The organism is Palleronia sp., assembly GCF_042089775.1.
GTDB lineage: Bacteria > Pseudomonadota > Alphaproteobacteria > Rhodobacterales > Rhodobacteraceae > Palleronia.
Map to the genome: position 1 here is coordinate 1 of NZ_JBELKF010000061.1, position 20703 is coordinate 20703.

Consider the following 20703-nt stretch of genomic DNA (forward strand, 5'->3'; position numbering starts at 1 on the left):
GGCCCATCTGCACCTGCCGGTTCGAGTTGGTGAACGTCCCGCGCTTCTCGGCATGAACCGACGCCGGCAGCACCACATCGGCGTATCCCTACGCCGTTACGCCACCGCCAGCCCCGGAAAGCGCTGCGCCAGGTCCGCAGCGAAGCTGGAAACTGCCGCCGCATCGCGGTCATCGCGCGGCAGGTCGACCTCGGCCACGCCGGCAACACGGGCAGGGCGCTCCGTCAGGAAGACAATCCGGTCGGCAAGGCGGACCGCCTCGCGCAGGTTGTGCGTCACCATGAGCACCCTCATCGGACGACGCTGCCAGAGCTCGATCAGCAGGTCGCGCAGCCGCCCGGCCGAAGCCTCGTCCAGAGACACGAAAGGTTCATCCAAAAACAGCATTTCGGGTTCGGTCGCGAAAGCCCGTGCCAGCGCCACCCGCCGCGCCTGCCCCAGCGACAGCTGCGCCGGATAGCGGTTGCCCATCCCTTCGAGCCCGACCGACGTCAGCGCCGCCTCGACCCGCGGCAGGTCGGGCCTCGACAGGGCCAGATTCACGTTCTGCGCCACCGTCCGCCACGGAAGCAGCCGCGGCTCCTGGAACACGGTGGCGATCCGCGCCTTCCGCAGGACTGGGTCCAATTCGCCTTGGAAGTCGTCGTCGAGGCCCATCAGGATGCGCAGCGTCGTGGTTTTGCCGCAGCCGGACGGTCCGATCAGGCAGGTGAAGGTCCCTGGCGCCAGGCGCAGCTCTAGCCCGTCAAGCACGATCAGCCGCTCGCCGTCCGCGTCTATGTGTTCCTTCCGTTCGATCCGCGCCGTCAACTCGCGTCCGGGCGGGGCCATCGCAGTGTCGTGCATCCGCACCTCAGACCGGCTTCGGACGCCAGCGCTGCGCCCTCCTGTCGAGCGGCTGCAGCGCCAGGAACTCGACCGCGAGCATCACCACGACGAAGCCGAGCGTGTAGCCCATGATCGCCCGCACGTCGAAGAGCTGGAAATAAAGGTGGATTTGGAAGCCGACACCGTTCGAGCGGCCCAGCAGTTCGACCACCAGCACGATCTTCCAGACCAGCGCGATGCCGGAGCGCGCGGCGGCGGCGAAATAGGGCTGAAGCTGCGGCGCGACCACGTCGCGGTAGAGCTTCACCCGCGAGAAGCGATAAACGCGCGCCATCTCCATGTAGGCCGGCTCCATCGCTCGGGCGCCCTCGCGTATGGTCACGGCTACATTGGGAATCTTGTTGAGCGCAACTGCGGTGATCGCGGCCGTCTCGGTCAGACCAATCCAGATGTAGGACAGGATGATCACAACCAGCGCAGGGATGTTCAGCGTCAGGATCAGCCACGGTTGCAGCACCACGTCGGCGCCGCGCGAGCGGCCCATCAGGAATCCCAGCGCCGATCCCACCGCCATCGCCAGCACGAAGGCCGCGACAACCCGCATCAGCGTGATGGAGAGGTGGTAGGGCAGCACGCCGCTTGCCGTCTCGCGCGCGATGAAGGTCGCCACCTCCCACGGTGACGGGAAGAGCCGCGGCGAGACGTAGAGCGAGACGACGTGCCAGAGCAGGAAGAAGAGCACGACCGACAGCAATCGTGCTACAGTCGCGCTCCTGCTCCAGGTCAGGGCTGACGCGGCGTTCCTATGAGCCACTTTCGAGGCCGGACCAGAAGGTGCCGGGCGCCATTTCCGTTGCGGGGCCGACCAGCTGCTCGCCGCCGATCTTGGCGAGTTCGTTATAGACGATGGCGGTGTCCTCCCGCTCCTGCGTCGGAGTGCTGGTCGGGATGCCTTCGCGCCAGCGCTGCTTGAGCGTCTGGAAGACCTCTTCGTTCTCGGCGCCGGTCATCTCGCGCAGACGCTCCCACGCCTCGTCGCTTTCGGCCAGAACGTCCTTTGCATCATGACTCGCGTCGACGAAGCCACGCGCGAGCTCGGGGTTCTCGTCCGCCCACGTTTCGTTGAGGACATAGCCAACGGCCGAGATGTCACCTTCGGCGCCAAGCGCCCGCGCGGCATCCTGCGCCGAGATCACCTCGCAATAGCCTTCGGTCTCGAGCCGGGCATTGTAGTGCCAGTAGTTCAGCGCGGCGTGGAGCTCGCCCTGGCGCAGCTTTTCAGCCAGCAGCGGCGGCGCACCGTAGACGGGGGTCGTGGCAGCGGGCAGGTCCATCCCCTCTTCGGTCGCCATGCCCTGCAGCATGAGCCAGCTCTTGTCGAGCGGCCCACCCGCAACGCCAAGGGTCTTGCCCTCGAGATCCTCGAGCGACTGGATGTCACCGTCGCAGGGCGCCATCACCGCGCCGATCGAGGTTGAATACGGAATGAAGACCAGCGGATCACCCATCGCCCGCTGGCGAGAGACCATGAGCCAGTCGTCGGTGGTGACGTCGACATGGCCCGCCATCAGCGCGACCTTCGTTGCGTCGCCGCCCGCGAAGGGCACGATCTCGAGGTCAAAACCGTGCTTTTCGTCCAGCCCCTCTTCGATGATGGTCTGCGCCTCCCAATTGACCGTGCCGTATTGCAGCAGCCCCAGCCGCACGACCGGCAGGCCCTGCTCCTGCGCTGCCGCAGCGGTCCCGCCCACCATGCCGGCGACTACTGCCGCCGTTCCGAAAAATCTTGCGATCATGACCTTCTCCTCCCTTGCGGACGCGATCCGCCCGCGTACCCAGCGTGCCGTTGCGAATGTCAGTGGCCTCAGTCTCCCGCTGGTCCGGCACGTGCCCGCAGGCCGCGCGACGGATCATAACCCCAAAGCGCGAGCACTAGAAACAGAATCAGGACGCCAGTGACGACGCCGCAGGCCACCGCGTCCACCTGCCCGTAGATCGCGAAGCGGATCGCCTCGACCGCATGCGTGAACGGATTGGCTGCCGAGATGCGCCAGAGGATCTCGCTCGTCTCGCGCATCCGCCAGAGCGGGTAGAGCGCAGAGGACAGGAAGAAGGCCGGGAAGATGACGAAATTCATCACGCCCGCGAAATTCTCTAGTTGCCGGATCGTCGACGACAGGAACATGCCGACCGCGCCCAGCATCAGCCCGGTCAACATCAGCACCGGCAGAAGCAGCAGGTATCCCACGGGGGGGAAGGTGATGCCGAAAGCCGCGGCAATGGCGAGGAAGGCCAGCACCTGCAGGACCGAGACGACCGTTCCGGCGACGAGCTTGGCCAGCAGAAGGAACCAGCGCGGCTGGGGTGCGGTCAGCAGGACCCGCATCGATCCCATCTCACGGTCGTAGACCATCGATAGCGACGACTGCATCCCGTTAAAAAGCTGGATCATCGCGATCAGTCCCGGCGCAATGTAGACGTCGTAGGTGATGTAGGTCGCATAAGGCGGCTGAATCGCCACGCCCAGGATCGAGCGGAACCCGGCCGCGAACACGATGAGCCAGACGAGCGGTCGAACGAGGGCCGCCAGCAATCGCCCGCGCTGCTGCAGGAAGCGCAGGATCTCGCGGGCGATCACCCCGCGCGCGGCGCGCATCTTGCGCCTCATGCCGCCGTCCGCCGGGTGAGCCGCGTGAAGGCGTCCGATAGCGTCTCGGCCCCGGCCGCGGCGATAACGTCGTCCGAGCGCCCGGCGGCGGCGACGCGCCCCGCATGGAGGACCACGAGGTCGTCCTCGGCCCGCACCTCGTCGATGAGGTGCGTGGCCCACAGGACCCCGACCCGCCTCTCGCGCGCAAGGTCGTGGACATAGGCGACGATGCGGTGCCGCGACTCGATATCCAGGCCCACCGTCGGCTCGTCGAGAAGAAGAAGGCGCGGCTCGTGCAGCAGCGCCCTTGCGAGCTCGACCCGGCGGCGGTGTCCGCCGTTCAGGTCGCGCACGCGCTCGCCCGCACGCTCGGCCATGTCGAGGCGGGTCAGCTCGTCCTCGGCACGCCGCCGCCCCTCGCGACGGCTCAGCCCTCGAAGCGCGGCGAAATAGGCGAGGTTCTGCGCGACGGTCAGGTCGAGGTCCAACGTCGGCTGCTGAAAGACGAGGCCAAGCGGCTCGAGCGCCGCCGCCCCGGTGCGCGCGGGTTCGGCGCCACAGATGGAGATCCGCCCCGACTGCACCCCGAGCAGTCCGGTGATGAGCGCAAAGAGCGTGGACTTCCCTGCCCCGTTCGGGCCAAGCAGCGCCGTGAAGCTGCCCTCGGACACCGAAAGCGACACGGCTTTGAGCGCTTGGCGCTTGCCATAGGCATGGCTGACGGACTGGACGGAGAGCGCGGGCATCATCGGCGCAGCAGAGGCCGCCGGACGATCCGACGTGAAAGAACCGGAACGGGGTGGCGCGTCAGGAGCCAAGATCCAGCCGATTGCGGATCAGCCATTCCAGTCCGCGCTGCCAAGATTCGTCGGTATTGCCGCGAATGTCGGCGCTCATCGACTGGATCGGCGCACCGTCTTCGACGTCACGAACGTAGATGTTGATGTTCAGGATCAGGTTCGAGACCTTCTGCACAGTTCCGGTTACCGACCAGTCAGCGTCGAGTTGTCTGGCCATCATCACATCGCAGCCGCCGCAGTTCTGCAGGTGTCGCCGCGCGGCTTCATCGGCAACCGGTGCGATATCGGCCAGCGCGAACCCCTCGGCCTGAGATATCGCCTGCCGCAGCTGATCGCCCAGTGCCGCGGTGCGCCGCGTCTCGTCAGGATTCTCGCCCATCACTTCGCCTTCGAGGCTCGTGTCGAGCAGCTCGAAGTCGAAGACGGCGACATCGATCGATGCCCCCTCCTGCGCGATTGCCGGCAGGGTGGTGAGTTGGGCGACAGCGATCAAAGTGGCGGTGAGCGTCTTCATGCACCGACCCTAGTGCGCTGTCACGCGAGGAGGCAAGCGTGATTGCATAGCTGACTTGCGGGACACGCATGGTTCTGCTTTGCTCGCTCTATGAAGCGGATCATGACCTTTTTTATCGCCATCTTCGCCGCCAGCTTTTCTGCACACGCGCAGGAAGCAAGCCAGATCACGATCGGCTATGTTCATCCCGAGGAGCGCATGCAGACGCTGTCGCTGCTCGACCGGCCGACTGCGGATCTGGGAATCTCGGGCGCTCGGCTGGGTATTGATGACAACAACACGACCGGGCGCTTCACCGGGCAGAACTTCACGCTCGAAACTGCGATGATCGCGGGCGCGGCGGATGCCGAGGTCGTGGTGCAGCAATTGGCTGATGCCGGCGCCAGCTGGATCGTTGCAGATCTGGGCTTCGAGGCCCTTCTTGCCGTTGCCGAAGCCGCGGCGGCGCGTGGCATGCTGGTCCTGAACACCGGCGCGCCGGACGACATCCTTCGTGCTGAGATGTGCCGCGCCAACGTCATCCACGTGGCGCCGAGCCGGGCGATGCTGGCCGACGCACTGGCACAATACCTCGCGTGGAAGAAGTGGCCGCGCTGGTTCCTGCTGAAGGGGTCCCACCCCGAGGACGAAGCCTTTGCGCAGGCCCTGCGGCGTGCGGCCGATCGCTTCGGTGGAAGGATCGTCGAGGAGCGGACCTACGAGGATACCGGCGGCGCACGCACGACCGACAGCGGGCACGTCCAGGTGCAGCAGCGGATGCCAGTCTTCACACAAGGCGCGCCCGAGCACGACGTGGTTCTGGTTGCCGACGAGAACGAGGTCTTCGGCACCTACGTTCCCTACCATACATGGGACCCGCGGCCGGTGATGGGCACTGCGGGACTCGCACCGACGGCGTGGAGCCCTTCGCACGAACAGTGGGCCGGTATCCAGGTGCAGAACCGCTTTGTCGACGGCTATGGCCGCCGCATGCAGGCTGAGGACATGCTGGCCTGGATGGCCGTGCGCATGATCGGCGAAGCCGCCACGCGCACCGCCAGCGCGGACCCGGCGACCATCCGATCCTACCTGATGGGGCCGGATTTCGAGCTGGCGGCCTTCAAGGGCGAGGCGCTGACACTGCGGGACTGGAACCTGCAGCTGCGGCAGCCGATCCTGCTGGCCGACGACAAGACGGTGGTTTCGGTGTCGCCGCAGGAGGGGTTCCTGCACCCGACCTCGTTCCTCGATACGCTCGGCTATGACCGGGCCGAGAGCGAGTGCGAACTGTGACGGACGTGGAGGCGTCCTGACGAGAGGAAAAGGCGGCCAACGGCGCCGCCAGGGAGGACGATCATGGGAGTGACTTCGCGTGGCCTAGCCGCGCTCTTTTTGGCCGGCTTCGCCGCGCAACCGGCCGCCGCCTACAAGATCTTCGTGTCGAACGAAAAGAGCAACGACGTGACCGTCCTCGACGGAGACACGCTCGAGGTGATCGAGACCTTCGACGTGGGCCAGCGCCCGCGCGGGATCACCGTCGCCGATGGCGGGAACCACCTGCTGGTGGCGGTCGGCGACGACGACACGGTCGAGGTCTACGACACCGAAACCTACGAGCGTCTCTATACGCTGCCCTCCGGCCCCGACCCCGAGCTTTTCGTGCTGCACCCCTCGGGCAACCCGCTTTATATCGCGAACGAGGACGACAATCTCGTCACGGTAGTGGACCTCGAGAACCATTCGATGATCACCGAGATTCCGGTGGGCGTGGAGCCTGAGGGGATGGGCGTCTCGCCCGATGGTTCGGTGATCGTGAACACCTCCGAGACGACGAACATGGCGCACTTCATCGATACCGAAAGCCACGAGATCGTGGCAAACGTCCTCGTCGACCAGCGCCCGCGCTTTGCCGAATTCAAATCCGATGGCTCCGAAGTCTGGGTCTCAGCCGAGATCGGCGGCACCGTCAGCGTGATTGACCCCGAGACCTACGAGATCAAGCACAAGATCGAATTCGACATCTCCGGCCTGCGTCCGGAGGCGATCCAGCCAGTCGGCATCCGCATCACCGACGACATGAAGACGGCTTTCGTCGCGCTTGGGCCCGCGAACCGCGTCGCAGTGATCGACGCCGAAACCTACGAGGTGCTGGACTACCTGCTTGTCGGCCAACGCGTCTGGCAGCTTGGCTTCTCGCCCGACGAGGCGCTGCTGTTCTCGACCAACGGCGTGTCCAACGACATCTCGGTGATCGACGTCGCAGACCGCGAGGTCATCAAGTCCGTGCAGGTTGGCGAGTTCCCCTGGGGTGTCGTCGCGACGCCGGACTGACCCGCCACAAACAATGAGGGAGGACACCATGAGCATCATTCGCACCACCGCTGCGGCGGCCATCGCTATGGCCTTGGCCGGATCTGCCGCCGCGCAATCCGGCCTGCTGACGCGCGAGATCGATCTGGAACCGATCACGCTCGCCTCGGGTCAGCCATTGGCCGAGGCACCGTACGAGCTGGAGGCTGGGAAGCACTACATGTTGGCCATCGAAGCGGATGGCTCTGCCGAGCTTGCGATCGGCGGAGCAGAGTTCTTCCGCAACGTGTGGATCAACGAGGTGGTGATCAACGACATCGAAGTACGCCCGCTCGGCCTCGACTCGCTGGAGTTCGACGCCGCGGGCCGGGCCGAGATTACCTTCATCCCGATCCGCCCCGGTCAGTTCGAGCTGCGCATCCCGGGGACGACCGGCGAGACGCAGCGCGCCGTGTTCAACGTCAGCGGATGACGCGGATGCGGACCCTTCTGGCGACGGTCGCGCTGGTGTTTGCCGCCGGCGCGGCGGCGGCGCAGGAGCCCGAGCGCGTTGACCCGGACTGGCCTTGCGTCCAGCGCAAGGTCCCCGCGCTGACACCCGCAGCGGTCTGGACCGGTCCCGACATAGAAGAAGTTGGCGACTGGCGTGCCGACGACGAGGTGCGCCAGATGGTCGAGCTTTTAAGCCAGCGCCGCGTGCCTCAGGAAGAGGCCGTTGCGACCATCGAGAGCTTTGCCCAGAGGCTGCCCGCAGAAGAGCGGTCAGCGCGGTTGGCCCTGCTGTTCTCGGGCCTATTCGAGACGATGAACGCCGAGCGCAGCGAGATCATCGAGGGGATCGAGCGCTTCGCCCGGCACCAGAAGGCCCTGGTCCAGAAGATCCGCACGGAGAAGGCCAAGGTGGCGGAAAGTCCGCTCGGCACGACCTCTGAGGCCGAGCAGCAGCTTCAGTGGGACCTGCGCGTCTTTGAAGAGCGGCGCCAGTCGCTGCCCTTCGTGTGCGAGGTGCCGCGGCTGGTCGAGCAGCGACTCTTCGCACTCGGCCGGGCGATCGACAGCGCCATTCCTAAGTAACCTAGCCGTTCGCGCCCTCGAGCGACCAGGGCTCCAGTGGTTCGAGCGGCAGATCGCGTTCCGCCCAGCCATCCGTGCCGTCCGGGAACCAGTGGACCTGCTCGACGCCGAGCTCGAGCGCGCGCTTTGCAGCGTTCCACGACATCCAGCAGTTCCTCTGGCAATAGAAGACGACGGGCGTTGCCTCGTCGATCACGCGGGCAAGCCCCGCTTCGAAGTACGCCTGCCTTTCCGGCGTCAAAGTTCCGTAGCCGGTATTCGCCAGCCACGTGCTGCCGGGGATCGCCAGTCGTTCCGGGGCACGCCAATAGGTGTCGGAAGGCAGCTCCGCCGGGCGCTCGGGTCGGGGCAGGACGTCCACGAAGACAGCCCTGCCCTCGCGCCAGAGGTGCTCGGCCGTCGCGGCGTCGATCACCGTGGCGCCACTCAGCGTTTCGGGTACGGCGGCGCGGTATTCGGATGTGCGATAATCCGACGGCTCCAGCGGGGCCTGCGCCGCAGCGACCGTGCAAAGCAGGAAGACGGCGCCCGCCGCCGTCCCTAGCGCACCCCGTATCATTGCGTGATCGGCTGGCCGAGCTCGTCGAGCAGCGGCACGCCGTATTCGAGAAGCAGCGCATTGATGTCGTCCTGGTTCTCGCGAATCAGATCGTTCAGTTCGCGCTTCCATTCCTGGTCCGACGGACGGACGCCCATCGTGATACGATAGGTCATTCGCGGCCCGTCCACCTCCGACGTCAGCGGGATCACCTTGAGCGGCGGCGTCTGCTGCTGCGCGTAATAGCCGGCCATCGGCCCCCAGGCGGCGGCGGCGTCGATCTCTCCCTCGGCTAGGTCGGTCATCATGTCGTGGACGGGCGACGAAACGCGCGTGTCGACCATGAGGTGGTACGGCCGCGCGCTTCCCATGAGGCCGTTCTTGGCAAGACTGCTGGCCGGTGGCGTTCCCGCCACGACCCCGATCCGCTTGCCCTGAAGCCGCGGGTCGTCCATGCGCTCGATACCCCCAAGCTCGGAGTCCGGCGGCACGATCAGCGCGTAGGCCGAGCTGTAGTAGGGGTTGGTGTTCTGGACCAGCTCGTCGCCCTGGGCGTAGCCCATGATGATGTCGCACCTGTAGGCCTGCAGGGTGTTACGGACGAAGCCGACGCCTTGCGGAAAGAACGTGTAGTCGACGCTGGACCGCTCCAGCCTGTCTGCCACAAGCTCAGCCAGCGCATTTTCGAACCCCTCCTCCGCCTCGTTCGAGAACGGCAGGTTGCGGGGGTCTGCGCAGACGCGCAGGGTGTCGGGATCGACGAGTTCGAACGCGTCGCCGACGCCGGTCTCCTGACCGACGGCGGCGTGGGGTGCGGCCATCCCGATGGAGATCGCCAGCACGGCATGGCGCGCCCGATCAACCCATGCAGGCATCTTCCATCTCGGAAAAGACATCGCTTTTTGCTTCCTTCTTGGCGGGGCGGCCACGGGGCAGGTCGCCCTCGCCGCGCGCGCGCAGGTAGATATAGATGTCATCGAGGTAGCACATGATGTTGGGGTTGGTGCCGAAGGCGGGCATCACGTTCTGGCTGCCGGAACCGACGTTTTCGCGGCCGCCGGCGACGATGGCGACGAAGTCCTCGTAGCTCATGTTCTGCACGCTCTCGACCAGGGCCGGCGCGAAGGTGGAGCCCACGCCGTCGGGGCCGTGGCAGACATGGCATTCCGAGTTGAAGCGGCGGAAGCCTGAGTAGGTGTGGAAGTCGACCGTTCCGTCCTCGGCGATGTTGAAAGTGGGATAGCCTTCGGCGTCATAGTACTTGCCCTCGTCGTTCTCGACCGCCGCGGGATCGGCGGCCTGCGCCGAGGCAAACCCTGCGGTGCAGGCCGCGAGGAGGGCGCCACGGATTACGTACTTCAACATTATTGGATGTTCCTATTCAGCGGAGTCTGTGAGGCGGATTGCGCGACAAGAGGCGACGTCGGCGTCGTCCCTGCCCGGCACGGACCGGGAACTGAATCGCGGAGGCATGGCTGCCTCCGCGACTTCCGCAGGTACAATGTCCTGCGGCGTCTGCGCGCCTTATTGCGACGAAGCGACCTGGTCGGGCAGCTTGAAGACCGTCAGCTGACCGCCGAGGTTGGTGTAGTCCGACAAGGCGGCGTAACCCCCGACTGCACCAAGACCGGCGTTGGGGTCCGTCAGACCGGCCGCGAGGCCGATGCCGGCCCAGCCGCCGACGCCCGAGAGCACCCCGAGGTACTGGTCGCCCTCGTGCTCGTAGGTCATCACGTTGCCGATCACGCCGGAGCCGGTCCTGAAGCGGTAAAGCTCCTCACCCGTCTCCATGTCGACCGCCTTCAGATAGCCCTCGAGAGTGCCATAGAAGACGACATCGCCGGCGGTGGCCAGAGCGCCCGACCAGACCGAGAACTGCTCGGGGATCGACCAAACGATTTCGCCCTTGGTGGCATCCCAGGCGATGAAGTTGCCCATTCCGCCGTGACTTTCCGGCGTCGGGTACATCGACAGGGTGGCGCCGACATAAGGCTGACCGGCAGTATAGCTCACGCGGAATGGCTCGTAATCCATGCACACGTGGTTCGTCGGGATGTAGAACAGCTTTGTCTCGGGCGAGTAGGCCGAGGGCTGCTGGTCCTTGGTGCCAAGCGCCGCCGGGCAGATGCCGGTCGTGTTGACGTCTTCGCCGCCCTGCGCTGTCGAATACTCCTCGACCACCTGCGGACGCCCGTACTGATCGCTCTCGGGGTCCATTTCGACGTGGGTCGCCCAGTTCACGAACGGATCGTACTTTTCGGCCACGAGGAGCTCACCCGTCTCGCGGTCCAGCGTATAGGCGAAGCCGTTCCGGTCAGGGTGCACGACGACCTTGCGGCTTTCGCCGCCGATGTCGAGATCCGCGAGGATCATCTCGTTCACGCCGTCATAGTCCCACTCGTCATGCGGCGTCATCTGGTAGAGCCACTTGGCCATGCCGTCGTCGGGATCGCGGGCCATGATGGTCATCGACCAGCGGTTGTCGCCGGGACGCTGAGACGGGTTCCACGTCGACGGGTTGCCGGTGCCGTAATAGATGAGATCGAGTTCGGGATCGTAAGAGATCCAGCCCCAGGTGGTGCCGCCGCCGATCTGCCACTGGTCGCCTTCCCAGGTCGCGGTACCGGAGTCCGCGCCGACGGGCTTGCCGAGATGGGTCGTGTTCTCGGGGTCGATCAGTGTCATGTCGTCCGGACCGGCCGAGAACGCGCGCCAGGCCATCTCGCCTGTCGCGACATCGTAGGCGGTCATGTGGCCGAGCACGCCGTATTCGCCGCCCGAGTTGCCGATAAGCACCTTGTCCTTCACGACCTGGGGCGCCATCGTCGCAGTCTCGCCCTTGCCAGGGTCGCCATTCTTGACTTCCCACAGAACCTCACCGGTAACGGCATCCAGCGCGACAACGGTGGTATCGGCCTGGTTCAGGATGATGGTCGCAGGATGGCTGTCCGTTGCGGGCGCGTAGGCCACGCCGCGGTTGACCGTGTCGCAGCACATGACGCCGATGACCTGCGGGTCCTGTTGCGGCTCGTATTTCCACTTGATGACGCCGTCATTTGCGAGGTCGACCGCAAACACGTTGTTCGGGAACGGCGTCGAAAAATACATCGTGTCGCCGATGACGAGGGGATTGCCCTCGTGCCCGCGCAGAACGCCGGTCGACATCGTCCAGGCAACCTGGAGCTGGTCGACATTGTCCTTGTTGATCTGGTCGAGCTCGGAATAACGCCAGTTCGCGTAATTGCCAGTGGGCATCACCCATTCGCCCGGCTGTTCCTCCGCCATTTTCTGAAGTTCTTCATTGGCTGACGCCGCCCAAGGCGCCGCCACCAGCGCAGCGATTGACGCTGCACCAAGCAATCCATGTTTCATCAGTTTCCTCCTCCACGGCCGTCTGCACAGGATCGTCAGGATCCTGCATCGCACCTCTCCCTCCGCGGACGTCGCAAAAGCGGTGTCCGGATGCGCTCGAATAGCCTCCCCCCGAGCAGACAAATGCGTTGCTTTAACGGCAGCCGCGGTGGAATAAATCAGACTAGGCACAGGACTAACGTTGAGGCAAGCAGCAAATAATCGTGTGATGACAGTAGAAAGCCCCGAATCCCGGCCTAGCTGCGGCGCCTCAATTCCGCGCGTCCGCAGACGGCGCGCTGCGATTTGGCGTATGTTGAATCTGCGGCGGGTCCTGCACGCTTGAAGAGGAATCGGAATGCGAGCGGCGATCCGCCATTTCGCATCTGCAGCAATCGCGTTCTTGCCGTTCGATTCGTCGGCCGCGGCGTTGGATGCGCAGGAAATCGCTCCGGGCGTTTACGTGCTCGAAGGCGCTGTCGCCCTTGCCTCACCCGCGAATGAAGGAGCAGTCGCCAATTCCGGCTTCATCGTCGGGCGCGATGCGGTCGCGGTCATCGACCCCGGCGGCAGCGTCGCTGAAGGCGCCTCGCTGGTCGAGGCGGTCCGCGACCGCACGCAGCTGCCGATCCGCTATGTCATCTACACCCACATGCACCCCGACCACGTGCTTGCCGCTGCACCTGTCGTCGCCGCCTCCGGGGCGGAGGTGGTCGCCCACGCCAAGCTTGCCCGCGCGCTTGCCGCCCGGGCGGAATACTACGTGGCCGGCGCCATCGAAGCGCTCGGCGCAGAGGCGACAGATGCGCTGAGGGTGGTCCTGCCGGATCAGGAGGTGGAGGATGCAGGAAAGCTCGACCTTGGGGATCGACCACTGTCGCTTCGGGCTTGGCCCACGGCGCACACCGACAACGACCTGACGGTGGTCGACGAACGAACGGGGACGCTCTTCGCCGGAGACCTGCTGTTCCTCCACCATCTTCCGGTGGTCGATGGCAGCATCAAGGGCTGGCTCGCGATCAAGGATGAGCTGACGGCCCTGCCCGCGACTCAGGCGGTGCCGGGGCACGGGCCTGCCGTCGTCGACTGGCCCGCGGCGTCTGCGGAGCAGTTCGCCTACCTCGCCACCCTCGCCGATGCCGTCCGGGCACAGATCGCAGATGGCGCCGGACTCGCCGAGGCGGTCGAGGCTATTCCGCCACCTGCCGCGGACTGGGACCTCGTGGAGGCCTTCCACCGGCGGAACGTGACCGCCGCCTTCACCGAGCTGGAGTGGGAATAAGCCCGAGGATCTGCTATATAGCACGTGGCATACGCAAGACGGGAGGGTTGAGCGATGTTGAGGAGGACGATGGGAATGGCGGCCGGTCTGCTCATGGCGACGGGCGGACTGGCGCAGGCAGCGTCGGACGCGTGGTCGGACATAGTGAACGACGTCTTCAACGGACGCGCGATGGAGCAAAGCGACGTCGTGAAGCTCGAAACGCCATACAGGGCCGAAGACGCGGCGACGGTCCCGGTGACGATGCACTTCGCGCCGCCCGAAGGTTCCGATCTGCGGGTCGAACGCGTGACGCTGGTGATTGACGAAAACCCGGCGCCTGTTGCTGCCGTGTTCGAACTTGGCGCGGATGCCGGCGTCACTCAAATCGAAACGCGGGTGCGGGTTCAGTCCTACACGAACGTGCATCTGGTGGCCGAGCTGTCGGACGGCTCGCTGCACATGACCGAGAATTTCGTGAAGGCGTCGGGCGGGTGCTCAGCTCCGATGGGCAAGGACCCCGAGGCGGCGTTGGCCAATCTTGGCCAGATGAAGCTGCGGCAGTTTGATGGAGAGCAAGGCGCGCATCCCGAGGCGCAGCTGATGATCCGGCACCCGAACAACTCGGGCCTGCAGATGGACCAGCTGACGCGCTACTACATCCCGGCGCACTTCATCCACGACCTGAGGGTCGCCCAGGGCAATGCGCCGATCCTGACGATGGAAGGGGGCATCTCGCTGTCCGAGGATCCGAGCATTCGCTTCGATTTCCAGCCGAACGGCGGCGCGATAACGGTCGAAGCCGAGGACACCGAAGGCAACGTCTTCAGCAAATCCTGGCCGGTCGAAGTCGCGCGTTCGGGCGCCTGACGGTCAGAAGCAGCGCAGCTCGGCCTCGATCTGGGCGCGGCGAAGGGCGCTCGTCGCCTCTTTCGACTGCTCGCTTTCGCGAAACAGGACGCCGCGCTCGCCGGTGATCCGGCCGAGGCTCATGTAAGCTTCGGCGGCTTCGTATTTATCGTATGGCAGGATCGTAGAGATCACGTCGATCGAGCAGGAGCAGTCGCGCAGCGCCTCGTGCGTATTGCCGTTCGCGGCCATGCACCCAAGCACGTAATCGGCAATCGCGACCGTGGGATAGACGTTGCCGGTGCCGTCGCGCACTTGCCCCGCGGCGGCAGTCGCGCTTGCGCCGACCAGCAGCGCCAATAGCGTGGGTCTCATCCGTTCCTCCCCCCATGCTGTTGAATCCGTTGCTTGCATCGTCGCAAGCCGGTTGTAAAGCTTCGTGGCACAACAGAGGGAGGATCGAACCTATGGACACCCGCGCCGCCGTCGCATTCAAGGCGGGAGAGCCGCTGGAGATCGCCACCGTCAGCCTAGAGGGCCCGAGGGAGGGCGAGGTCCTCGTCGAGATCAAGGCGACCGGCATCTGCCACACCGACGAATTCACCCGGTCGGGCGAAGACCCCGAGGGGATCTTTCCCGCCATCCTCGGCCACGAGGGCGCGGGCATTGTCGTCGATACAGGCCCCGGCGTCACCAGCGTCAAGAAGGGCGACCACGTCATTCCGCTCTACACGCCCGAGTGCCGCGAGTGCCCGTCCTGCCTATCACAGAAGACGAACCTGTGCACCGCGATCCGCTCGACCCAGGGCCAAGGTCTGATGCCCGACGGCACCTCGCGCTTCAGCCTCGATGGCAAGCCGATCCACCACTACATGGGGTGCTCGACCTTCTCGAACTTCACGGTACTGCCCGAGATCGCCGTCGCCAAGGTCCGCGAGGACGCGCCCTTCGACAAGATCTGCTACATCGGCTGCGGTGTGACGACGGGCATCGGCGCGGTGGTCAACACCGCCAATGTCGAGCCGGGTTCGACGGCGGTCGTCTTCGGCCTCGGCGGCATCGGCCTCAACGTGATTCAGGGCCTGCGGATGGTGGGCGCCGACATGATCATCGGTGTCGACATCAACGACAGCAAGAAGTCGATGGCCGAGCAGTTCGGGATGACGCATTTCGTCAACCCGAAGGAGATCGGGGAGGACGTCGTCCCCTACCTCGTAAACCTGACGAAGCGGCGGGGCGATCACATCGGTGGCGCGGACTACACGTTCGACTGCACCGGCAACGTCACCGTGATGCGCCAGGCGCTCGAATGCGCGCATCGCGGCTGGGGTCAGTCGATCGTCATCGGCGTCGCCCCGGCGGGTGCCGAGATCGCGACGCGCCCGTTCCAGCTGGTCACAGGCCGCGTCTGGAAGGGCACGGCGTTCGGCGGCGCCAGGGGTCGCACCGACGTGCCGAAGATCGTCGACTGGTACATGGACGGCAAGATCGACATCGACAGCCTCATCACCCACACGATGCCCCTCGAGGACATCAACAAGGGCTTCGACCTGATGCACAAGGGCGAGAGCATCCGGTCGGTGGTCCTATACTGATGCGGACCCGATCGGCGTGGCTGTCGGTCGCGGCGGCCTTGGCCCTCGCGACCGGCAGCGTCGCGGCAGCCGAACCGCAGGTGCTGTCCTTTTCGGCCGGCGAGGACACTCACGAGGTCCCGCCGCCCGAGCTGTCATCGCTTGAGGTCGGCGAGCAGGGCGGCCTCACCATTTGCTTCAGCGACGCGCAGCAACAGGCGCTGCACGACTTCACCGCCAGCCATATCGGCGACACAGTGACGGTCCTTATTGGGGCGTCAGAGGTGTTCTTCCTTCAGGTGGTGGAGCCCTACGAGGATGGTTGTATTGTGTGGCCGCTGCACCCGCAGGTGGCAGAAACCTACCGTGCGCGACTGACAGGGAATGCGGAATGAACAACGTGCCGGACCACAAGTCCGGCACCGGTGGTGGCGAAGGACCTTTGCCGCCACATCTGGTCGTTCAGGGCCGAGCGTGCTGAACGGCTGAGCCAAAGACATCAGGGAGGATGTAAGACCAATGCTAAGACTGATACCAGCCTTCGCCGCCGCAACGATGGCGTTCTCCGCCCAGGCGCAGGACTTCACCGGGGGCGACGCCGAGGCCGGCGAGCGCGTGTTCCGCCGCTGCGCCGCCTGTCACGCCGTTGGCGAGGACGCGCAGAACCGCGTCGGTCCCCAGCTGAACCAGCTTTTCGGCCGCGTGCCCGGATCGATGGAGGGGTTCGCGTATTCCTCGGCGATGCAGGAGTTCGGCGAGACGCACGTCTGGGACGCCGAGACTTTGGCCTCCTTCGTGCAAGCGCCGCGCGACGTCGTCTCCGGGACGAAGATGGCGTTCCCAGGCCTGCGCAAGGAGCAGGACGTGGCCGACCTTCTGGCCTACCTCGCCCAATCGGACGACGAGGGCTTTACCGTCGAATGATCGACCCGCGGCGGAACCGCCGATGATGCAGGAGTGCTCGCATTGCGGGCACTCCTTTTTGCTTGGCATCACCCATAGATTGCCGCTTCGCGCCCTACCCCGGCTAAAGCAGCGCCTTCGCAACGAGGTCTTGTAATGTGTCAGATGCCGCAGCATGCTCGTTTCACGAGGGCCCTACGGAGGAGCTGGGCATGAGTATTATTTCAGGACTTTTTGGCAATAAAAGCACCAACAGCCCACCGACATCCGGTGTAAAGATCCACCCGGCGGTGGATGAAGGTTATTCCAGCGGCAAGGAAGGGTTCAGCGGTGGGACGCTGACCTGCAAGTGCAAGACCGACCCGGTAAAAGTCCGCGTGTCGGCGCAGACGGCGCATAATCACGTCTGCGGTTGCACCAAGTGCTGGAAGCCCGAAGGCGCCGTGTTCGCACAGATCGCGGTCGTCGGGCGCGACAATATCGCCGTTGTCGGGCACGACGAAAAACTGGAGGTGGTCGACCCCAGCGCAACGATCCAGCGGCACGCCTGCAAGGTTTGCGGCACGCATATGTTCGGCCGGATCGAGAACCAGGACCACCCGTTCTACGGCCTCGACTTCGTCCATACCGAGCTCAGCGATCAGGAGGGCTGGTCGCCGCCCGAGTTCGCGGCGTTCGTATCGTCCATCATCGAGTCCGGCACGCCGCCCGACCAGATGCCAGCGATCCGGGCAAGGCTGAACGATCTCGGCCTGCCACCTTACGACGCGCTTTCGCCTGCGCTGATGGACGTGATCTCGACCCACGTGGCCAAGCAGAAGGGCGTGATCTAGGTCCGCTCTCGACCACCGCAAAGGGCGTGACGCATTCGACTGCGGCACGCCAGCCGGAGGGGTGCTAAAACCGCGCCTCTGGCACAACAGACTCGGATTCTGTGAATGCCGCACGGCCTTCGCCGGGAACGAAGAAGCCGGCGCAGATACCGCGCCGGCTTCCTGTCCTGCCCTATGACTGCCCCTCAGAAGAAGCCGAGCTTGTGAGGGTTATAGCTGACCAGCATGTTCTTGGTCTGCTGGTAGTGGTCGAGCATCATCTTGTGGTTCTCGCGCCCGATTCCCGACTGCTTGTAGCCACCGAAGGCGGCATGGGCGGGATAGGCGTGATAGTTGTTGACCCAGACGCGACCCGCCTCGATCGCACGGCCCATGCGGAAGCAGCGATTGGCGTCGCGGCTCCAGACGCCCGCGCCGAGGCCGTACATCGTGTCATTGGCGATGGCGAGCGCCTCGGCTTCGTCCTTGAAGGTCGTGACCGACACGACCGGGCCGAAGATCTCTTCCTGGAAGACCCGCATCTTGTTGTGGCCCTTCAGGATGGTCGGCTGGATATAGAAGCCGTTGGCGATGTCGCCTTCCATCTTCGCCGCGCCACCGCCGACCAGCACCTCGGCGCCCTCCTCCACGCCGATCGTCAGGTAGGACATGATCTTGTCCTGCTGTTCCTGGCTGGCCTGCGCGCCTACCATGGTCGCGCTGTCGCGTGGATCGCCCTGCTTGATGGCCTTCACGCGCTCGATGCAGCGGGCGATGAACGCCTCGTAGATATCCTCCTGGATCAACGCCCGGCTGGGGCAGGTGCAGACCTCGCCCTGGTTGAAGGCGAAAAGGACGAAGCCCTCGACCGCCTTGTCGAGGAATGCGTCATCCTCGGCCATAATGTCCGAGAAGAAGACGTTGGGCGACTTGCCGCCAAGCTCCAGCGTGACGGGGATCAGGTTCTCGGTCGCGGCCTGCATGATCTTGCGCCCGGTCTCGGTCGAACCGGTGAAGGCAATCTTAGCGATGCGGGGACTCCGGGCCAGCGCGGCACCAACTTCGGCGCCATAGCCGTTCACCACGTTCAACACGCCCTCCGGCAGCAGGTCGGCGATCAGCTCGGCCAGGACCATGATTGCGGCGGGTGTCTGCTCGGCAGGTTTCAGAACGACGCAGTTGCCCGCGGCCAGCGCCGGGGCGAGCTTCCAAGCCGCCATGAGGATCGAGAAGTTCCACGGGATGATCTGGCCGACGACGCCCAGCGGCTCGTGGAAGTGATACGCAACCGTCTCGGGGTCGATCTCGGACATCGTACCTTCCTGGGCCCGCAGCACGCCGGCGAAGTACCGGAAGTGGTCGATGGCGAGCGGAATATCGGCGGCCGTGGTCTCGCGGATCGGCTTGCCGTTGTCCCAGGTCTCGGCCTGGGCCAGCAGGTCCAGTTTTTCTTCCAGCCGGTCGGCGATCTTCAGGAGAGTATTCGCGCGCGCGGCGGCGGGAGTGGCGCCCCACCCGGCCTTGGCGGCATGGGCGGCGTCGAGCGCCATTTCCACGTCGGCAGCGCCGGACCTCGCGACCTCGCAGACCTTCTCGCCGGTGATCGGGGTGACGTTGTCGAAATAGGCGCCGTCGACAGGGGCGACGAACTTGCCGCCGATGAAGTTGTCGTAGCGATCCCGGAAGGGAGAGGTGTAGACGCTCTCGGGCTTGGTCATCACGTTCATGGGGTGCTCCTCCGCAAAGTACCGGGTCCTCCTCCCGGTGACGGAACTGTGCATCCAACGTTGCGCGCAAGATAGCCGGGCAATTTGCGTAGCCCCTGCGCGGTGTCTCAGGCACGAGACAGGTGTGAGTTCCTACCTGTCGATCTTCAGCTGGCGCATGCGGCGATAGAGTGTCGCACGCCCGATCCCGAGCGCCCGCGCGGCTTGCGAGGCGTTACCGTCCGCCCGGGCCAGCGCACGAACCACCGCTGCGCGCTCGGCTTTCTCGAACCCCGACGGACCATCCTCTTTCCCGAGCAGGTCCGCGGCAGGCCGCGGCTTCAGCGGCCCGACCTGCTCCAGTTCGAACACCCGCCGCGCTGCGCGGGTCGCACCGATGACCAGGTCGTCCCGGTCCACGGCCAGCAGGACCGCCGCGTTGGCATCGTCGGTATCGGCCATGATGATCCGCGCGCCGGGGAAGGTCGCGCGGAAATTACAGGCCTCGACCGCTTGGGCCGACTGCGCGACCGCCGCCGCGATCAGCCGGTTGAACCCTTCGGTCTGATCGACCCGTGCTGACGACACGTCGAGGGCTGCAATCAGGCCGCCATCGGCCCCGAAGATGGGTGCGTCCATGCAGCTGAGCGCGGTGTTGCGCGCCAGGAAGTGCTCGCCGCGATGGATGGTGACCCGGCGCTTTTCGGCGAGGCAGGTACCGATCCCGTTCGTGCCCTCCCTCGCCTCGCTCCAGTCGGCACCGGGGTGCAGGCCCCAGTCGCGGAAGGTAGTGGCGTCGGAGTCGGCGCATCGGCGGTCCAGCACGATCCCCGCGGCATCCGTCAGCAGGACACCGCAGCCCGAACCGCCCACCAGCCCGAAGAGCTGATCCAGCTTGGGCGCCGCGAGGGCAAGCACCTGACCCAGCTCGTCCCGCCGGCGGGCAAGCTCTCGGTCCTCGACCAGATCGGGTGCCCTCCCCCCAGCGGGGTCGAGCCCGTAATGCTCGAGCGACCGCCGCCAGGATGCGGCCAGGGGCGAACGCGCCGCGTTCGAACCGGACCCGACGACACGGATGACCTTGTCCGCGTGATGTGCCCCCTGGAGCATGAGCTGTCCTCCCAGACGTGGCGGCGTTGGACGACAACGACACGAGCCGCGCGCAAATGTTGCACGATGACTGCAGCTCGAGCAAACGCCTCGTCGCGCGTCTCGGCATCCCGGCGCCGAATTGGACTTGTGCGAGCGCCCGTTCGACGCGCCATGTGATCTTACGACCTATCAACGGAACGACGAGCAACGCGGCCGGCTCGCCCGTTCTGTCAGATCAGTCTTGATCTCGGAGTTCGAGATCAGCCGGCACGGGAACCGGTGATTTCCGGACCTGACGGGCCATCCGCTGCCGCGCGTCACGCAGGAAAGCAATACGCATCCGGGCACAGAGGAAGCGGTAGGGGTCGTTGTCTCCATTCGAACGAACGAATTTAGGAGCATCATGTGCTTAGGCTCAGGACCCATTAATCAGGTTGAGGCTGTGCGGCCCGCATGATTCAC

23 protein-coding genes and 1 pseudogene are annotated in these 20703 nt (G+C 65.3%); 10 read left to right on the forward strand and 14 right to left on the reverse strand.

The features are described 5' to 3' along the window. From ACFDS3_RS13980 to ACFDS3_RS14010, 7 genes and pseudogenes are all read right to left on the reverse strand, one after another. A pseudogene (locus tag ACFDS3_RS13980) lies at positions 1 to 85 on the reverse strand (molybdopterin-dependent oxidoreductase); the annotation flags it as partial. Between the two features lie 11 nt (positions 86 to 96). Beyond that, the gene (locus tag ACFDS3_RS13985; protein WP_375262967.1) at positions 97 to 846 is read right to left on the reverse strand and encodes an ABC transporter ATP-binding protein; all 750 of its coding nucleotides are present in this window, start codon (positions 844 to 846) and stop codon (positions 97 to 99) included. Positions 847 to 853: 7 nt separating this feature from the next. Continuing rightward, positions 854 to 1570: an ABC transporter permease gene (locus ACFDS3_RS13990; RefSeq protein WP_375262968.1), complete on the reverse strand. Its 717-nt coding sequence runs from the start codon at positions 1568 to 1570 to the stop codon at positions 854 to 856. Positions 1571 to 1631: 61 nt separating this feature from the next. Beyond that, entirely contained in the window at positions 1632 to 2624 is a 993-nt protein-coding gene (locus tag ACFDS3_RS13995; RefSeq protein ID WP_375262969.1) for an ABC transporter substrate-binding protein, read from the reverse strand. A gap of 68 nt (positions 2625 to 2692) precedes the next feature. After that, a complete protein-coding gene (locus ACFDS3_RS14000; RefSeq protein WP_375262970.1) occupies positions 2693 to 3496 on the reverse strand; it encodes an ABC transporter permease in 804 nt (267 codons plus the stop codon). Next, complete coding sequence (locus tag ACFDS3_RS14005) at positions 3493 to 4224, reverse strand: ATP-binding cassette domain-containing protein (RefSeq protein ID WP_375262971.1); 732 nt, start codon at positions 4222 to 4224, stop codon at positions 3493 to 3495. Before ACFDS3_RS14005 ends, ACFDS3_RS14000 begins: the two co-directional genes overlap by 4 nt. Positions 4225 to 4285: 61 nt before the next feature. Then, positions 4286 to 4792, reverse strand: coding sequence for a DUF3280 domain-containing protein (locus tag ACFDS3_RS14010; protein ID WP_375262972.1), 507 nt, complete (start codon positions 4790 to 4792; stop codon positions 4286 to 4288). A gap of 102 nt (positions 4793 to 4894) precedes the next feature. Between ACFDS3_RS14010 and ACFDS3_RS14015 the strand changes: the two genes are divergently transcribed. The 4 genes from ACFDS3_RS14015 (at position 4895) to ACFDS3_RS14030 (ending at position 8155) form a co-directional block, all read left to right on the forward strand. Next, a complete protein-coding gene (locus ACFDS3_RS14015; protein ID WP_375262973.1) occupies positions 4895 to 6064 on the forward strand; it encodes an ABC transporter substrate-binding protein in 1170 nt (389 codons plus the stop codon). A 63-nt stretch (positions 6065 to 6127) separates the two neighbouring features. Beyond that, positions 6128 to 7102 (forward strand): PQQ-dependent catabolism-associated beta-propeller protein, encoded by a 975-nt coding sequence (locus ACFDS3_RS14020; RefSeq protein WP_375262974.1) that lies wholly within the window; start codon positions 6128 to 6130, stop codon positions 7100 to 7102. A gap of 28 nt (positions 7103 to 7130) precedes the next feature. Beyond that, entirely contained in the window at positions 7131 to 7553 is a 423-nt protein-coding gene (locus ACFDS3_RS14025) for a hypothetical protein (protein WP_375262975.1), read from the forward strand. A 5-nt stretch (positions 7554 to 7558) separates the two neighbouring features. Next, on the forward strand, positions 7559 to 8155 hold the full coding sequence (locus ACFDS3_RS14030) for a hypothetical protein (RefSeq protein ID WP_375262976.1): 597 nt from the start codon (positions 7559 to 7561) through the stop codon (positions 8153 to 8155). Between the two features lies 1 nt (position 8156). On the opposite strand, the gene ACFDS3_RS14035 is transcribed toward ACFDS3_RS14030, so the two are convergent. From ACFDS3_RS14035 to ACFDS3_RS14050, 4 genes are all read right to left on the reverse strand, one after another. Further along, positions 8157 to 8714 carry a PQQ-dependent catabolism-associated CXXCW motif protein gene (locus tag ACFDS3_RS14035; protein ID WP_375262977.1) on the reverse strand — a complete coding sequence of 186 codons (558 nt, stop codon included), beginning with the start codon at positions 8712 to 8714 and terminating at the stop codon, positions 8157 to 8159. Beyond that, a complete protein-coding gene (locus ACFDS3_RS14040) occupies positions 8711 to 9568 on the reverse strand; it encodes a substrate-binding domain-containing protein (RefSeq protein WP_375262978.1) in 858 nt (285 codons plus the stop codon). The genes ACFDS3_RS14035 and ACFDS3_RS14040 overlap by 4 nt, the downstream gene beginning before the upstream one ends. Next, complete coding sequence (locus ACFDS3_RS14045) at positions 9552 to 10058, reverse strand: c-type cytochrome, methanol metabolism-related (protein ID WP_375262979.1); 507 nt, start codon at positions 10056 to 10058, stop codon at positions 9552 to 9554. The genes ACFDS3_RS14040 and ACFDS3_RS14045 overlap by 17 nt, the downstream gene beginning before the upstream one ends. A gap of 159 nt (positions 10059 to 10217) precedes the next feature. Then, positions 10218 to 12065 (reverse strand): methanol/ethanol family PQQ-dependent dehydrogenase, encoded by a 1848-nt coding sequence (locus tag ACFDS3_RS14050; protein WP_375262980.1) that lies wholly within the window; start codon positions 12063 to 12065, stop codon positions 10218 to 10220. Positions 12066 to 12402: 337 nt separating this feature from the next. On the opposite strand from ACFDS3_RS14050, the gene ACFDS3_RS14055 reads away from it, so the two are divergent. Both ACFDS3_RS14055 and ACFDS3_RS14060 read left to right on the forward strand, forming a co-directional pair. Continuing rightward, positions 12403 to 13326 (forward strand): quinoprotein relay system zinc metallohydrolase 2, encoded by a 924-nt coding sequence (locus tag ACFDS3_RS14055; protein ID WP_375262981.1) that lies wholly within the window; start codon positions 12403 to 12405, stop codon positions 13324 to 13326. A 75-nt stretch (positions 13327 to 13401) separates the two neighbouring features. Beyond that, on the forward strand, positions 13402 to 14175 hold the full coding sequence (locus ACFDS3_RS14060) for a quinoprotein dehydrogenase-associated SoxYZ-like carrier (RefSeq protein ID WP_375262982.1): 774 nt from the start codon (positions 13402 to 13404) through the stop codon (positions 14173 to 14175). Between the two features lie 3 nt (positions 14176 to 14178). Here the strand turns inward: ACFDS3_RS14060 and ACFDS3_RS14065 are convergent, their stop codons facing one another. Continuing rightward, positions 14179 to 14529 carry a hypothetical protein gene (locus tag ACFDS3_RS14065; protein WP_375262983.1) on the reverse strand — a complete coding sequence of 117 codons (351 nt, stop codon included), beginning with the start codon at positions 14527 to 14529 and terminating at the stop codon, positions 14179 to 14181. Between the two features lie 92 nt (positions 14530 to 14621). Between ACFDS3_RS14065 and ACFDS3_RS14070 the strand changes: the two genes are divergently transcribed. The 4 genes from ACFDS3_RS14070 to gfa all read left to right on the forward strand — a co-directional run bounded on the left by ACFDS3_RS14070 (position 14622) and on the right by gfa (position 17464). Further along, on the forward strand, positions 14622 to 15749 hold the full coding sequence (locus tag ACFDS3_RS14070) for an S-(hydroxymethyl)glutathione dehydrogenase/class III alcohol dehydrogenase (RefSeq protein WP_375262984.1): 1128 nt from the start codon (positions 14622 to 14624) through the stop codon (positions 15747 to 15749). After that, on the forward strand, positions 15749 to 16123 hold the full coding sequence (locus tag ACFDS3_RS14075; RefSeq protein ID WP_375262985.1) for a hypothetical protein: 375 nt from the start codon (positions 15749 to 15751) through the stop codon (positions 16121 to 16123). The genes ACFDS3_RS14070 and ACFDS3_RS14075 overlap by 1 nt, the downstream gene beginning before the upstream one ends. A gap of 124 nt (positions 16124 to 16247) precedes the next feature. Further along, complete coding sequence (locus ACFDS3_RS14080) at positions 16248 to 16652, forward strand: c-type cytochrome (protein ID WP_375262986.1); 405 nt, start codon at positions 16248 to 16250, stop codon at positions 16650 to 16652. 191 nt (positions 16653 to 16843) lie between these two features. Beyond that, complete coding sequence (gene gfa / locus ACFDS3_RS14085) at positions 16844 to 17464, forward strand: S-(hydroxymethyl)glutathione synthase (protein WP_375262987.1); 621 nt, start codon at positions 16844 to 16846, stop codon at positions 17462 to 17464. 185 nt (positions 17465 to 17649) lie between these two features. Here gfa and adh read toward each other — a convergent pair whose 3' ends face one another. After that, a complete protein-coding gene (gene adh, locus ACFDS3_RS14090; protein ID WP_375262988.1) occupies positions 17650 to 19170 on the reverse strand; it encodes an aldehyde dehydrogenase in 1521 nt (506 codons plus the stop codon). A gap of 132 nt (positions 19171 to 19302) precedes the next feature. Beyond that, the gene (locus tag ACFDS3_RS14095) at positions 19303 to 20259 is read right to left on the reverse strand and encodes a helix-turn-helix domain-containing protein (RefSeq protein ID WP_375262989.1); all 957 of its coding nucleotides are present in this window, start codon (positions 20257 to 20259) and stop codon (positions 19303 to 19305) included. Between the last annotated feature and the right edge of the window lie 444 nt (positions 20260 to 20703).